The organism is Octadecabacter sp. B2R22 (assembly GCF_018861045.1).
Classification (GTDB): domain Bacteria; phylum Pseudomonadota; class Alphaproteobacteria; order Rhodobacterales; family Rhodobacteraceae; genus Octadecabacter.
Map to the genome: position 1 here is coordinate 810,100 of NZ_JAHKQJ010000007.1, position 12,460 is coordinate 822,559.

Here is a 12,460-nt window from a genome sequence, read left to right on the forward strand (position 1 = left end):
ATGACCCTACCCCGCACCGCCACGACTTTTGCGCCACCCGTCATGGAAGCACGTCGCTGGTTGGACGGGGTAGATTTCTCTAATCGACCATTGATCAACGTCAGCCAAGCCGCGCCCGTTGATCCGCCCCCCTTAGCAATGCGCCAAGCGATGGCACGAATGATCGTGGAGATGGACGAAACCCATCTTTACGGGCCCGTGTTGGGGTTGCCTGATTTGCGAGCCGAGGTCGCCGCGCAATGGTCAACCGCCTATGGTGGTGCGATCAAACCCGAGAACGTCGCAATCACGTCAGGCTGCAACCAAGCCTTTACCGCCGCGATTTCAACGCTTTGCGCTGAGGGTGACGAGGTTATCCTACCAGTACCCTATTATTTCAATCACCGTATGTGGCTGGATATGGCGGGTGTTAAAACAGTGCCATTGCGGGCCGAGAATGGATTAACACCAAGCGCGGATGACGCCGCCGAATTCATAACTGACAAAACACGCGCCATTGTATTGGTCACACCGAACAATCCGGGTGGTGTTGAATACCCAGCCGATGTTGTGGCTGGCTTTGCGGTCCTTGCCCGCGCCCGCGGAATTGCCCTGATCATCGACGAAACCTACCGCGATTTCGACAGCCGTGAGGGTGCGCCCCACGATCTGTTCAAAGATCCCGCATGGCAGGACACGCTGATCCAGCTCTATTCCTTTTCCAAAGCCTACCGTCTAACGGGCCATCGCGTTGGGGCCATGGTCGCTTCGCCGGAGCGACTGGCCGAGGTCGAAAAGTTCCTTGATACGGTGACGATCTGCCCTAACCAACTTGGCCAACACGCCGCCCTTTGGGGCATGCGAAATTTAGGCGATTGGCTGGCAGGGGAACGCTTGGAAATCCTCGACCGCCGTGCCGCCATCGAAGATCAATTCCCAAGGCTCGCCGCTCTCGGCTGGGAGCTAGAAGGCTGCGGCGCGTATTTTGCCTACATGAAACACCCGTTTGAGATGCGCTCAGATGACTTCGCAAAGGATTTGGTCAAACAGGCGGGTGTTTTGACCCTGCCCGGCACAATGTTCATGCCCGATGGTATGGGCCAGCAGCACCTTCGGGTTGCCTTTGCCAACGTAGACAGCGCAGGAATCACGGCATTGTTTGATCGACTGGTCGACTATCAGCCTTAAGTTCGCTTGCACGTGGCTCATGGCCCGCTTATTCAGTTGCAAACTAGTATAACGACCGCAACACGAAGGCGCGCGAACCATGGCCAAAGGCTCAACCAAAAACTTCTTTGTCTGGATCATTCTGGGCCTTCTGTTCGTCGGCCTTATGGGCTTCGGCGCCAGTGGATTAAGCGGCAATATCAGCTCTATCGGTTCTGTCGGGGAAAAGTCCCTGCCGGTGCAGACATATTTCAATGAATTGCAGACCCAGATCGCGATCCGCAGTTCCCAGATTGGGCGCCAGATGTCCTTCCCTGAGGCCGAGGCAGAGGGTCTACCGATCCGTGCATTACAGTCTGCCGTTGCTGAGCGCAGCTTGGACAACGAAGCCGCGGTTTTGGGGCTTTCTGTCGGTGACGCGACGATAAGCGAACAAGTCTTGGGCAACCCGTCCTTTCGCGGTGGTGACGGAACATTCGATCAGGCACAATACCGTGAGGCGCTTGCGCGTTCTGGTCTAAGTGTGCGCGAATACGAGACAACCCTGCGTGAAGGCGCAGCACGTGCGCTTCTTCAAGGTGCCGTTTACACAGGCATGCCTGACCCAGAAGCCTTTGGCGAAGCTGTGGCCGCATTCACCCGCGAAGGACGCACATTCACATGGGCGCCCGTGACTGAGGCGAACGTCGAAGTTGCTTTGAACCAGCCCTCTGACGCTGACTTGCAGGCCTTCTACGATGCAAACCCCGCGTCCTTCACCACACCGGAAGTGCGCGTCGTGCGTTATGTCTGGCTGACCCCTGCGATGATCCAGGACGATGTTCCCGTGGACGAAGCCGAGCTGCGCGAAGAATATGATGCCCGCATCGACGAGTTTGTCGTTCCCGAGCGCCGCTTGATCGAACGTTTGGTGTTTGGTGACGAAGCCGAAGCACAGGCCGCGCTTGATGCGATTGCCGCTGACGAGACGTCCTTCCCAGAACTGGTCGCAGAACGTGGCCTGACGTTGGATGATGTGGATGCCGGCGATGTGAGCCTTTCTGAAATGGGCGGCGACGCTGGCCCTGCGATCTTTGCGTCCGAGACAGGCGACGTGACCGGCCCGTTCTTGACCGATCTTGGCCCTGCCTTGTTCCGTATGAACGCCGTATTGTCCGCCCGTGAAACCACATTCGAAGAAGCCCTGCCGATCTTGCGCGAAGACGAAGCCGCCGCACGTGCGGGCCGTATCATCGAAGACCAGATCGACCCGATCACCAACCTGCTGGCTGGCGGTGCGGGTCTTGAAGACGTCGCCGAACAGACCGACATGGAATTGGGCGAGATTGAGTGGAGCGAAGACAACAGCGAAGGCATCGCCGCCTATGCGTCCTTCCGCGAACTGGCAGCCGCGCAAAATGTTGGTGATTACGCAGAACTGACGGACCTTGATGATGGAGGGCTGTTCGCAATTGAAGTCACCGAAGTCCGCGCTCCTGCTCTGATCCCGTTGGAAGATGCGCGAGTTGATGCCGCCGCAGGTTGGGCCATTCAAGCGACGGCTGACGCCGTTTTGGCCGACGCCGAAGCAATCGCCGAAGAATTGCGCACGACCGTTCAGGACTTTGGCGCGTTCGATCTTGAGACCGTACAAGAAAACGCCATGACCCGTCGTGGTTTCATCAATGGTGCGCCGACGTCGTTCCTTACTGAAGTTTTCGAAATGGAGATCGGCGATGTGCGCGTGATCGCAAACGGCGAAGACGCGATTATCGTGCGCTTGGATGATGTGTCCGGTGCGGACCCGAGCGACGAAGCCTATGTTGCTGAAGTTGCCGCCGTCGCCGAATCCGCTGGCGAAGGCATCGCACAGGACGTCTATGAGCTATACGGGCGTGCGATCCAGATGCAGACCGACGTTCAAATCAACGATGCTGCGGTGAACGCCGTACATGCGAATTTCCGCTAGGCTGAGGACTGACATGACCCCGGATTTTGACAGCTTTAGCGCAGGATATGACGCGGGCGAAAACCAGATCGTTTACACACGTCTGACTGCGGATTTGGACACTCCGGTCTCCTTGATGCTGAAACTCACAGGTGCCGGTGAACACGCGTTCTTGCTGGAATCCGTGACAGGCGGCGAAGTACGCGGTCGCTATTCGATCGTCGGCATGAAACCTGATCTGATCTGGGACTGCCGAGGCACACAAAGCCGCATCAACCGCACCGCACGTTTCGACGATGCTGCGTTTGAGGACCAGTCAGGCGATCCATTGGCAAACTTGCGCAGCCTCATCGCCGAAAGCCGCATAGATTTGCCTGCCGATTTGCCTGCCGCCTCTGCGGGGCTGTTCGGTTATTTGGGCTATGACATGATCCGCCTTGTGGAACATCTGCCCGACGTGAACCCTGATCCGCTCGGCCTGCCCGATGCGGTTATGTTGCGCCCCTCAGTTGTTGCGGTGCTGGACGGTGTTAAGGGCGAAGTGATCCTTGTGGCCCCTGCCTATGCAACCTCGGGACTAAGCGCCAAAGCCGCCTACGCGCAAGCGGCGGAACGGGTTATGGACGCGCAACGCAGCCTTGAGATGCCAGTGCCAATGGCCGAACGCACCTTGGGTGCGGCTGACACTGCGCCCGACCCTGTGTCGAATTTCACCAAGTCCGGCTACATGGAAGCCGTTGAAAAGGCAAAAGACTACATTCGCGCTGGCGACATTTTTCAATGTGTTCCCAGCCAACGCTGGACCCAGACGTTTAGCGAACCACCGTTCGCATTGTATCGTTCCCTACGGCGCACCAACCCCTCTCCGTTTATGTTCTATTTCAACTACGGTGAGTATCAGGTCATTGGCGCGAGCCCCGAGATTTTGGTGCGCGTGTTCGGCAATGAGGTCACGATCCGTCCGATCGCGGGCACTCGGCCACGTGGTGAAACGCCCGAGATCGACAATGCCAACGAAGCGGATTTGATGGCCGACCAAAAAGAACTGGCCGAACATCTTATGTTGCTTGACCTTGGGCGCAACGATGCGGGTAAGGTCAGCAAGATTGGGACCGTTCGCCCAACTGAACAGTTTATCGTCGAACGCTACAGCCACGTGATGCACATCGTGTCCAACGTTGTCGGAGAATTGGCGGAAGACCAAGACGCCCTGTCTGCGTTCTTTGCCGGCATGCCGGCGGGCACCGTGTCAGGTGCACCCAAGGTGCGCGCGATGGAGATTATTGACGAACTGGAACCAGAAAAACGCGGTGTCTATGGCGGCGGCTGCGGTTATTTCAGCGCCAATGGCGATATGGACATGTGTATAGCCCTTCGCACTGCGGTTCTAAAGGGCGACCAGCTGTATATTCAGGCCGGTGGCGGGGTTGTCTATGACAGCGACCCAGAAGCCGAATACATGGAAACCGTCCACAAATCGAACGCGATCCGACGTGCTGCGGCGGATGCTGGGATGTTCCGGTCGGGAAATTCGTAAACAGGAAGACGCCCTTTGGCCAAGTTATGGCCAAAGGACAGAGTTACATGGCCTAACTGTCGCTGAGGTAATCATCCCCAGCATCTATGACGGTCATGCTCGTTGAAGAGGTTGAGGTCTCTGCGCCTTGGGTATCAAGGCCACCGACACCGACCCCAAAATCAACGCCTTCGCCATTTAGGCCAAAGCCCATATCGACGCCGAAATAGGTGTCATCGCCGAGGTAAGCGGCCCCGACTGTCGGGCGAACCCGTTGGGATTGAAACATGTAATCAACTCCAACGCTGGCCACAAAGCTGTCTTCTTCATCATCCGAAAAGGCACGCAGGCCAACGCCGGTTTCCACATTACCGCCCCCAAAAGCCAAGCTGACACCAAATCCAAGAGCCGGATCGGCCAGTACTGGAAGTGCCGTCGTTGCAGCGAGAGCCGTCGCAAAAATAAGTGTTTTTGTCATGAGATGTTCCTTTATCCAAGGTGAACGAGCAGGTCTTGCTCACCCAATATATAGGTTCGGAAGCAGTGTTTTTTGAGGCCCCGCGCCAAGAGGCCGCAGCCCCTCAGCGGGCGCTAAGACCGCTAGGCTTGAAGCAAAAAAGCGTGGTTTCCAAAGGTTCTATTGGTCACCCAATGACGCACAGTAAAGTCTGCACCCCCAAGATTAAGGGTGGCAGTTCCGTCGTCGTTGATAGCTGTTAGACCAAGGTGGTTGAACAACGCCGTGCGGATCACGTAATCCGTCAGTCGTTCATCCAAGGAAAACGTCAAAGCGAACTCAAAATCATACTCCGTGTCACAGTTCACATGGATGGAGTTGGTCACATCAGACGGGCGGGCGTTCGGGCCTTGCCCGCCACTCAAGAGAAACGAGGTCGCCCCCTCTTTCATGTCTTCGTCACCTTTAAACCCAAATGCATCGGCGGCCCAAATGATCTTATCCAGATCAGGGCAGGCTTTGGTGGCGATCTCGCTAAAGGTCAGGATGAGCTTTTGCAGCTTTGACTCTGGGCCTGTCAGGTCCGCCATGCTGTCATCCGTCAGCGGGTCTTGTAGGCTCAGATTGCGGCTGGCGGTGAGAGCAATGGCTTTGGTGCCGTCCGCAAGGTCAAACAGCGCGGGTCCGAGAGTATAATTGCCCCTGTTTCCCCAATCGCCTTGGATGTCCAAAAGCGCGAGGCGACAAGCGCCCAGCTGACGTCTTCAGGCGCAAACGCAAGGAAGTCGCGTACTTCTTGTGTCGTTTCAGCAAGGTTGGGCTGGGCGTTTACAAAAGAAAGCAACTCTGCGCGTGCGTCTGGCGTGTCTGACAGCACCAAGGCCCCATCTGACACCCCGCCGCCATCGAGATGCAAAAACGAAAAGCCGTAAGGCGATCCGGTGCGCTGATACAAATGCCGCGAATTGCGCCCGCCCTCTTCGTCCATGCTTTGCTTTTCGGCAGTCTTTTCGAAGCCAAGCGCAACGAGGCGTTCGGGGAAACCGTTCGGATAGGAAATATCCGCGAGGTAGCAGGTTCGAAAAACGTCTAGGGCTTGGCCGATCGACATTAGAACTTACTCAGCGGTCAAAACAGTGCTCAACGGCACCACAGCGACTTGATCGTCGTTATTTGCAGTGCCCCATAGGATCAACGCTGAGATCGTGTCCGGACGCACACGCCCGACAAGAACAACACCGCTTTCTTGGCGCGCCCGAAAGGCCGCTTGATCCACAAATCGACGGATTACACGGGCGTCTTGGTCATCCTCGTCCAGTTCACGGTAGATCACCGCAGATGGCACTCCGGCAGCATCGGCCGCACGCCCGGCCATGTTGAGCCCTTGGCTGGCAGTGACAAAGCCACGCCCTTGGGACGCGAGGATATCCATCGCTTGTTCGGTCACGTCGCGATCAGATTGCAGCCCACCGTCGCCCACATCAAGAACAGCAACCGATTCAGGCACCGTGCTAAAGACACTTTGAAACGTAACTTCAACGTCCGTTGGCAACGCCCCTTCGGGCAATTTGGCAAGCACCGCGACCTCGAACCCGCTCTCACGGTAGGCGGCCATCAAGTCCGCTGCGTTTTCCTTTGCGGGATCAATGGCGATTGTAACGGGGAACGTCAGTCCTGAAAGAGCGGCGGCAGCGGCGGACATGCTTCCATCGTCAATTAAAACGATCGACATCGTTGGCCTAGTCCCGACATCCACAGTGGATGCCGCGAAATCGACTAGCGCGTTAACGTTTGTGCTGTCGACCGCTGGCGCCGTCTCGCTTGCGGTTTCGGTGGCTGTCTCTTCGGTTGCGGGGCGTCGAATAGTGACGCCTGTCCCGCGATCCGCCAATAAGCTGTTCTCGCCTCCTTGAAGCTGGAGGCGCGGCGTGGCGATGTCTTCGGTCTCAGGCGCTTCGGCATCTGGGGTAAGCGTTGTTGGGATGTCTTCTTCTGGGGGCTCAGCCGGGGCCGTTGTGTCCATCGCGGTCTCTGAGTCTTCAGGAGACGTTTCGTCTGTTTCAGTCTCGGTTTCGGACGTCTCTGGCATGGACGTATCTGGAACTGGGTCCACGTCCGGCGTCGTCGTGTCGTTCGGGCCGAGGGCACTCAGGTCCACGACAAATGTTTCTTCGTCCGGGTCTTTTGCTTCCATTGCCGCATCGGCTTCTGGTGCCACCTCTGTTTCGGCCACAACGACAGGCTGTGCGGGCGCGGTTGAGACGGTCAAATCGGCTTCTGGTATTGGGGTTTGCGGAGCCATAGCTTGCGGATTGGGCAAGACCGGTTCTACTGGATCAACGGCAAAGCTTGCGCCTTCGCTGGCCTCTGGCGCTTGAAGTGACCCTTCGATGGTTGCGACCTCAGGTTCGTCCAGCGGATCCGTGTCTGCACGCGGCGCGGCGGCTTCCGGGCTACTGGCTTCTGGTGCGGAGGGTTCGTTTACTGTGCCGTCTGCGTCAGGCAATTCAGGCGCTTGGGGTTCTTCAATACTTACGCTGCCCACAGGAGAGGACGGCGCGGCGGTTGGCGTATCGGATGACACCGCAGTATCCGGCGTGTCGTCGGTGCTTGGTTCAACGGCTTCAACCACGGGTGCCTCGACCAAAGGGGCCTCGGGCGGCATTGTTCCGGCTGGTTGTTCTGACACCAAAGACGCCGTGCTAAGTCCCACCACAGAGACCAATCCGCCCGTCAATAATCCGCCAATCATTCCACGCATTCTGCTGCTGCCCTCTTTTGTGATTGCCTGCCCCCAAAGTTTCGAGGGCTTTTCCTGCCAAACCGGGCCTTGACGCACCTTGCCGTGCGGCCCATGTATGGCGGCACTATATAAGCGTCGCCCACGTGGGTGATAGCCTAAAATTAACCCATCCGTAAGGCGGCAATTCCATGCTACTTTTGATCGATAACTACGACAGCTTCACCTACAATCTGGTGCATTATTTCGGCGAACTTGGCGCGGATGTGGTCGTGAAACGTAATGACGCCATTGATGTCCAAGAAGCCATGGGTATGGGCGCGGCTGGGATCGTGCTGTCCCCGGGTCCATGCGATCCTGCGCAGGCTGGCATTTGTCTGGCTCTTACGAAGGCCGCCGCAGAAACCAAGACCCCCTTGATGGGCGTGTGTCTTGGGCATCAGACCATCGGCGAAGCATTTGGCGGCAAGGTCATCCGCTGCCACGAAATCGTACACGGCAAGATGGGCACCATGCATCACACGGGCAAAAGCCTGTTCAAAGGTCTTCCATCCCCTTTTGAGGCGACGCGTTATCACTCGCTCACGGTGGAGCGCGAGTCCCTGCCCGACTGTCTGGAAATCACTGCCGAGCTGGAAGACGGCACAATCATGGGATTGCAGCACCGCGAATTGCCGATCCATGGTGTGCAATTCCACCCCGAAAGCATCAAGTCGGAACACGGCCACGCGATGCTGAAGAACTTCCTAGATATTATGCCCGCAGCACAAAAGGTTCCCGCATGAGCGATTTGATGAAGCCCCTGATTAACGCAGCATCTGAAGGCCCACTCACGGGCGAGCAAGCGGCGGAAGCATTCAATGCTCTGTTTGAAGGCAATGCAACAGATGCGCAGATTGGCGGGCTTTTGATGGCCATGCGCACGCGTGGTGAATCGGTGACTGAATATGCAGCTGCCGCCAAAGCGATGCGGGATCGCTGCGTGCCTGTGACTGCGCCTATTGGTGCGATGGATATCGTCGGCACAGGCGGCGACGGCAAAGGCACGCTGAACATTTCCACAGCGACGGCATTTGTTGTGGCGGGCGCTGGCGTTCCTGTCGCCAAACACGGCAACCGCAACCTAAGCTCTCTGTCAGGGGCAGCGGATGCATTGGGACAGATGGGTGTTGATGTGATGGTTGGCGCCGACGTGGTCGAACGCTGCATCGCCGAGGCTGGTATCGGGTTCATGATGGCACCGATGCACCACCCCGCGATCAAACATGTGATGCCAACCCGTCAAGAACTTGGCTGCAAAACGATCTTCAACATCCTCGGACCACTGACCAACCCAGCGGGCGTCAAACGTCAACTGACAGGCGCGTTTTCGGCAGATCTAATCTTTCCGATGGCCGAAACGTTGAACAGCCTGGGCACCGAAGCCGCATGGCTGGTGCACGGGTCTGACGGCACGGATGAAATCACAATTTGCGGCCCAACAGCCGTTGCGGCGCTGTCACACGGGATGATCACCGCCCGCGAAGTCCACCCGGAAGATGCAGGATTGCCAGTGCATCCGTTTGAATCCATCGTGGGGGGCACGCCAGCAGACAACGCCAAAGCCTTCGGCGCACTGCTAGACGGTCAGCAAAGCGCCTACCGGGACGCTGTCCTACTTAACGCATCCGCGGCTTTGTTGGTCGGTGGCAAAGTCGAAAGCCTCAAAGCTGGTGTCGAACTGGCCCGTGAAAGCATCGACAGTGGCGCCGCCAAACACAGCATCGAAACGCTCGCAAAAATCACCCAAGAGGCAAAGGCAGGCAGCTAAGCCATGACAGACTGGACCCCTCGCCCTAGCTTTACGCGCCGCTTTTGGGTTGGTTGCGCTGTGGTACTGTTTTCCTTTAGCTTTCTGGTTGCCGCCCTGATCGGGTTTACCCGCGCGGACGCGATGACGGATGGCACACCTTGGGGCCAAGTCCTGTTCGGGGGGGTGCTCTGTCTGGTCGGGGTGCGCTTGGCCCTAAGCGGCGGAAACCTCGCTGCACTTAAGGCGCGTTTCTCTTAACGGGTCAGCGTCAATCAAGACTGCAAATTTCGCCCGCCCGCTGATTGCACCTGCCCCCGTGCGGCGTTACCAATGCCCCATGGATATTCTAGACAAAATCAAAGCCTACAAGCTTGAGCACATCGAAGCCTGCAAAAAAGAACGCACCATGTCCGACATGGTCGCCGCTGCAAAACAGGCATCCCCGACACGTGGATTTGCGGACCGTTTGGTTGAGGCGAGCCGCGAAGGTTACGGGCTGATCGCTGAAATCAAGAAAGCCAGCCCCTCCAAAGGCTTGATCCGCGAGGATTTCAATCCACCAGAACTCGCGCAGGCCTATGCTGCTGGCGGCGCGACATGCCTCAGCGTTTTGACGGATGGGCCATCGTTTCAAGGGGCTGATGAATATTTGGTCGCCGCGCGCGATGCCTGTGACCTTCCGGCGCTGCGCAAGGATTTTATGTATGATCCCTATCAAGTCGCCGAAGCCCGCGCCCTTGGTGCAGATGCCATTCTGATCATCCTTGCTTCTGTTGAGGACGGCCAAGCCGCCGAACTGGAAGCAGCCGCCTTTGAATGGGGAATGGATGTTCTTCTTGAGGTCCACAACGCCGAAGAACTGGAACGCGCCAGCCTGTTGAAGTCCCCTCTTATGGGAATCAACAACCGCAACCTGAAGACCTTCGAGACCACGTTGGACACCACCCGCACCCTATCGCGCATGGTTCCGCCGGATCGCTTGATCGTCTGCGAAAGCGGGCTGAATTCCTCCGAAGACCTCGCCGATATGGCACGTTACGGCGCACGTACCTTCTTGATCGGCGAAAGCCTGATGCGACAGGACGACGTTGCGACTGCCACTCGGACCCTGCTGGCCAATCCAGCCACCATGGGCGGGATTTAAGCGCAATGGCCGACGATAAGCTCAGCCATTTCGACGCTCAAGGCCAAGCGCATATGGTTGATGTGTCGGCCAAAGACGTGACGGACCGTATTGCCACAGCAACCGCTTGGGTGAAAATGTCGGATGCAACATTAGCCCACGTCACCGCCGGAACCGCAAAAAAAGGCGACGTTCTGGGCATTGCCCGCATCGCTGGCATTCAGGCCGCCAAGAAAACCAGCGACTTGATCCCGTTGTGCCACCCATTGCCGATCACCAAAGTTGCCTTGGACCTTGAAGCAGACGCGACACTGCCTGGCGTTCGGATCACCGCAACAGTCAAAACAACAGGCCAAACTGGTGTCGAGATGGAGGCCCTAACCGCCGCATCCGTCGCGGGCCTGACGGTCTATGACATGCTTAAAGCCGTCCAAAAAGACATGGAACTCGGAGGCGTACGCGTCACCTTGAAAGACGGCGGCAAGTCAGGGCGATTTGAAGGATGATCCCTGTCGAGGACGCCCAAACGATGTGTCTGGAGTTAGTTCGGACAGGACATTCTGAAACAATTGCACTTGCAGATGCCCTTGGTCGGACGTTGGCTGCACCTGTTCAAGCGAAACGCGACCAGCCTCCGTTTTCCGCCTCGGCGATGGATGGTTATGCGGTGTGCGAAGTAGCGCAGGGTGACGTTCTGGATGTCATCGGCGAGTCTGCGGCGGGCCATGGATGGGACGGCACTGTCGCGCAAGGACAAGCTGTGCGGATTTTCACTGGCGCCCCTGTCCCGAATGGAGCCACCCGCGTTGTCATTCAGGAGAACGTTAGCCTTGAAGGTGATCGGGTTACACTGGTTGAACCAATCAATCTTGGGACAAACATTCGCCCACAAGGCGCTGACTTTTCCTCCGATTTCACACTCGATGCTCCTCGCGTGCTTTCCGCTGCTGACCTCGCGCTTATTGCGGCAATGAACCATCCCGAGATTAGCGTAGCGCGCCGACCTAAGGTCGCGCTTATCTCAACGGGCGATGAATTGCTGATGCCGGGCGGCGACCCCGCTCCCGATCAGATCATTGCGTCTAATGTCTTTGCGTTACAGGCCATGTTGCAGGACGCGGGCGCAAAGCCGAATGTATTGCCCATTGCACGAGATACCCCAGAGGCATTGGATACCGTCCTACAACAAGCACGCGACTGGGGCGCAGATATCGTCGTCACTATTGGCGGGGCCTCTGTTGGGGATCATGACCTTGTCGCCCCCGCGCTGGATCGTTTTGGTGTCACCCGCAGTTTTCATAAAATCGCGATGCGTCCAGGAAAGCCGTTGATGGCTGGGTCTAAAGGCGATGTCGCGTTTTTGGGATTACCAGGGAACCCGGTGTCCGCTGTTGTTTGCGGTCACCTGTTTCTGCTGCCGCTGGTGCGACGTGCCTTGGGACAGGTTGATGTGCTGCCGCGCATCCTTACGGCCAAACTTGATGCGCCTCTGCCCAAAGGCGGGCCGCGCGCCCATTACATGCGGGCGCGCTTTCATGAAGGGCCAGACGCACGCCACGTTATCGGGTTTGATCGACAAGACAGCTCAATGTTGACGGTTCTGGCTGACGCCAATTGCCTAATGTTGTCCCCGATCGGAAGCGCGGCAAAGGAAACTGGCGACAGTGTCACGATCCTTCCGATCTAGTGTCATCGCCGTCCGTGAGAACATATTGACACAAAACAAGAACACAGATAGAACATCCTTAACGAAAACCGT

General features: G+C 57.3%; 13 protein-coding genes. 9 read left to right on the forward strand and 4 right to left on the reverse strand.

Features of this window, described 5'->3' with window-relative positions; translation table 11 throughout:
- From KO486_RS09430 to trpE, 3 genes are all read left to right on the forward strand, one after another.
- Window positions 1-1,167 (forward strand): aminotransferase, encoded by a 1,167-nt coding sequence (locus KO486_RS09430; RefSeq protein ID WP_216036976.1) that lies wholly within the window; start codon window positions 1-3, stop codon window positions 1,165-1,167.
- Window positions 1,168-1,246: 79 nt separating this feature from the next.
- Window positions 1,247-3,094: a peptidyl-prolyl cis-trans isomerase gene (locus tag KO486_RS09435; RefSeq protein ID WP_216036977.1), complete on the forward strand. Its 1,848-nt coding sequence runs from the start codon at window positions 1,247-1,249 to the stop codon at window positions 3,092-3,094.
- 13 nt (window positions 3,095-3,107) lie between these two features.
- Window positions 3,108-4,610, forward strand: a complete 1,503-nt coding sequence (trpE, locus tag KO486_RS09440) for an anthranilate synthase component I (protein WP_216036978.1) — start codon at window positions 3,108-3,110, stop codon at window positions 4,608-4,610.
- Window positions 4,611-4,662: 52 nt separating this feature from the next.
- Here the strand turns inward: trpE and KO486_RS09445 are convergent, their stop codons facing one another.
- From KO486_RS09445 to KO486_RS09460, 4 genes are all read right to left on the reverse strand, one after another.
- Window positions 4,663-5,067: a hypothetical protein gene (locus tag KO486_RS09445; protein ID WP_216036979.1), complete on the reverse strand. Its 405-nt coding sequence runs from the start codon at window positions 5,065-5,067 to the stop codon at window positions 4,663-4,665.
- A gap of 122 nt (window positions 5,068-5,189) precedes the next feature.
- Window positions 5,190-5,636: a hypothetical protein gene (locus KO486_RS09450; protein ID WP_216036980.1), complete on the reverse strand. Its 447-nt coding sequence runs from the start codon at window positions 5,634-5,636 to the stop codon at window positions 5,190-5,192.
- Between the two features lie 29 nt (window positions 5,637-5,665).
- On the reverse strand, window positions 5,666-6,157 hold the full coding sequence (locus KO486_RS09455) for a hypothetical protein (protein WP_216036981.1): 492 nt from the start codon (window positions 6,155-6,157) through the stop codon (window positions 5,666-5,668).
- A 6-nt stretch (window positions 6,158-6,163) separates the two neighbouring features.
- Window positions 6,164-7,807: a divergent polysaccharide deacetylase family protein gene (locus tag KO486_RS09460; RefSeq protein WP_216036982.1), complete on the reverse strand. Its 1,644-nt coding sequence runs from the start codon at window positions 7,805-7,807 to the stop codon at window positions 6,164-6,166.
- Window positions 7,808-7,977: 170 nt separating this feature from the next.
- On the opposite strand from KO486_RS09460, the gene KO486_RS09465 reads away from it, so the two are divergent.
- The 6 genes from KO486_RS09465 to glp all read left to right on the forward strand — a co-directional run bounded on the left by KO486_RS09465 (window position 7,978) and on the right by glp (window position 12,388).
- Entirely contained in the window at window positions 7,978-8,571 is a 594-nt protein-coding gene (locus tag KO486_RS09465; RefSeq protein ID WP_216036983.1) for an aminodeoxychorismate/anthranilate synthase component II, read from the forward strand.
- Entirely contained in the window at window positions 8,568-9,596 is a 1,029-nt protein-coding gene (gene trpD, locus KO486_RS09470; protein ID WP_216036984.1) for an anthranilate phosphoribosyltransferase, read from the forward strand. Before KO486_RS09465 ends, trpD begins: the two co-directional genes overlap by 4 nt.
- A 3-nt stretch (window positions 9,597-9,599) precedes the next feature.
- Window positions 9,600-9,836: a hypothetical protein gene (locus KO486_RS09475; protein WP_216036985.1), complete on the forward strand. Its 237-nt coding sequence runs from the start codon at window positions 9,600-9,602 to the stop codon at window positions 9,834-9,836.
- A gap of 79 nt (window positions 9,837-9,915) precedes the next feature.
- A complete protein-coding gene (trpC, locus tag KO486_RS09480) occupies window positions 9,916-10,722 on the forward strand; it encodes an indole-3-glycerol phosphate synthase TrpC (protein WP_216036986.1) in 807 nt (268 codons plus the stop codon).
- 5 nt (window positions 10,723-10,727) lie between these two features.
- Window positions 10,728-11,207, forward strand: a complete 480-nt coding sequence (moaC, locus tag KO486_RS09485; RefSeq protein WP_216036987.1) for a cyclic pyranopterin monophosphate synthase MoaC — start codon at window positions 10,728-10,730, stop codon at window positions 11,205-11,207.
- Window positions 11,204-12,388 (forward strand): gephyrin-like molybdotransferase Glp, encoded by a 1,185-nt coding sequence (glp, locus tag KO486_RS09490; RefSeq protein ID WP_216036988.1) that lies wholly within the window; start codon window positions 11,204-11,206, stop codon window positions 12,386-12,388. The genes moaC and glp overlap by 4 nt, the downstream gene beginning before the upstream one ends.
- Window positions 12,389-12,460 lie beyond the last annotated feature (72 nt).

What these genes read in the sequence shown, in the direction of transcription:
- KO486_RS09430 (WP_216036976.1), top strand. Translation starts at nt 1, where the DNA reads ATGACCCTACCCCGCACCGCCACGACTTTTGCGCCACCCGTCATGGAA.
- KO486_RS09435 (WP_216036977.1), top strand. Translation starts at nt 1,247, where the DNA reads ATGGCCAAAGGCTCAACCAAAAACTTCTTTGTCTGGATCATTCTGGGC.
- trpE (WP_216036978.1), top strand. Translation starts at nt 3,108, where the DNA reads ATGACCCCGGATTTTGACAGCTTTAGCGCAGGATATGACGCGGGCGAA.
- KO486_RS09445 (WP_216036979.1), bottom strand. Translation starts at nt 5,067, where the DNA reads ATGACAAAAACACTTATTTTTGCGACGGCTCTCGCTGCAACGACGGCA.
- KO486_RS09450 (WP_216036980.1), bottom strand. Translation starts at nt 5,636, where the DNA reads ATGGCGGACCTGACAGGCCCAGAGTCAAAGCTGCAAAAGCTCATCCTG.
- KO486_RS09455 (WP_216036981.1), bottom strand. Translation starts at nt 6,157, where the DNA reads ATGTCGATCGGCCAAGCCCTAGACGTTTTTCGAACCTGCTACCTCGCG.
- KO486_RS09460 (WP_216036982.1), bottom strand. Translation starts at nt 7,807, where the DNA reads ATGCGTGGAATGATTGGCGGATTATTGACGGGCGGATTGGTCTCTGTG.
- KO486_RS09465 (WP_216036983.1), top strand. Translation starts at nt 7,978, where the DNA reads ATGCTACTTTTGATCGATAACTACGACAGCTTCACCTACAATCTGGTG.
- trpD (WP_216036984.1), top strand. Translation starts at nt 8,568, where the DNA reads ATGAGCGATTTGATGAAGCCCCTGATTAACGCAGCATCTGAAGGCCCA.
- KO486_RS09475 (WP_216036985.1), top strand. Translation starts at nt 9,600, where the DNA reads ATGACAGACTGGACCCCTCGCCCTAGCTTTACGCGCCGCTTTTGGGTT.
- trpC (WP_216036986.1), top strand. Translation starts at nt 9,916, where the DNA reads ATGGATATTCTAGACAAAATCAAAGCCTACAAGCTTGAGCACATCGAA.
- moaC (WP_216036987.1), top strand. Translation starts at nt 10,728, where the DNA reads ATGGCCGACGATAAGCTCAGCCATTTCGACGCTCAAGGCCAAGCGCAT.
- glp (WP_216036988.1), top strand. Translation starts at nt 11,204, where the DNA reads ATGATCCCTGTCGAGGACGCCCAAACGATGTGTCTGGAGTTAGTTCGG.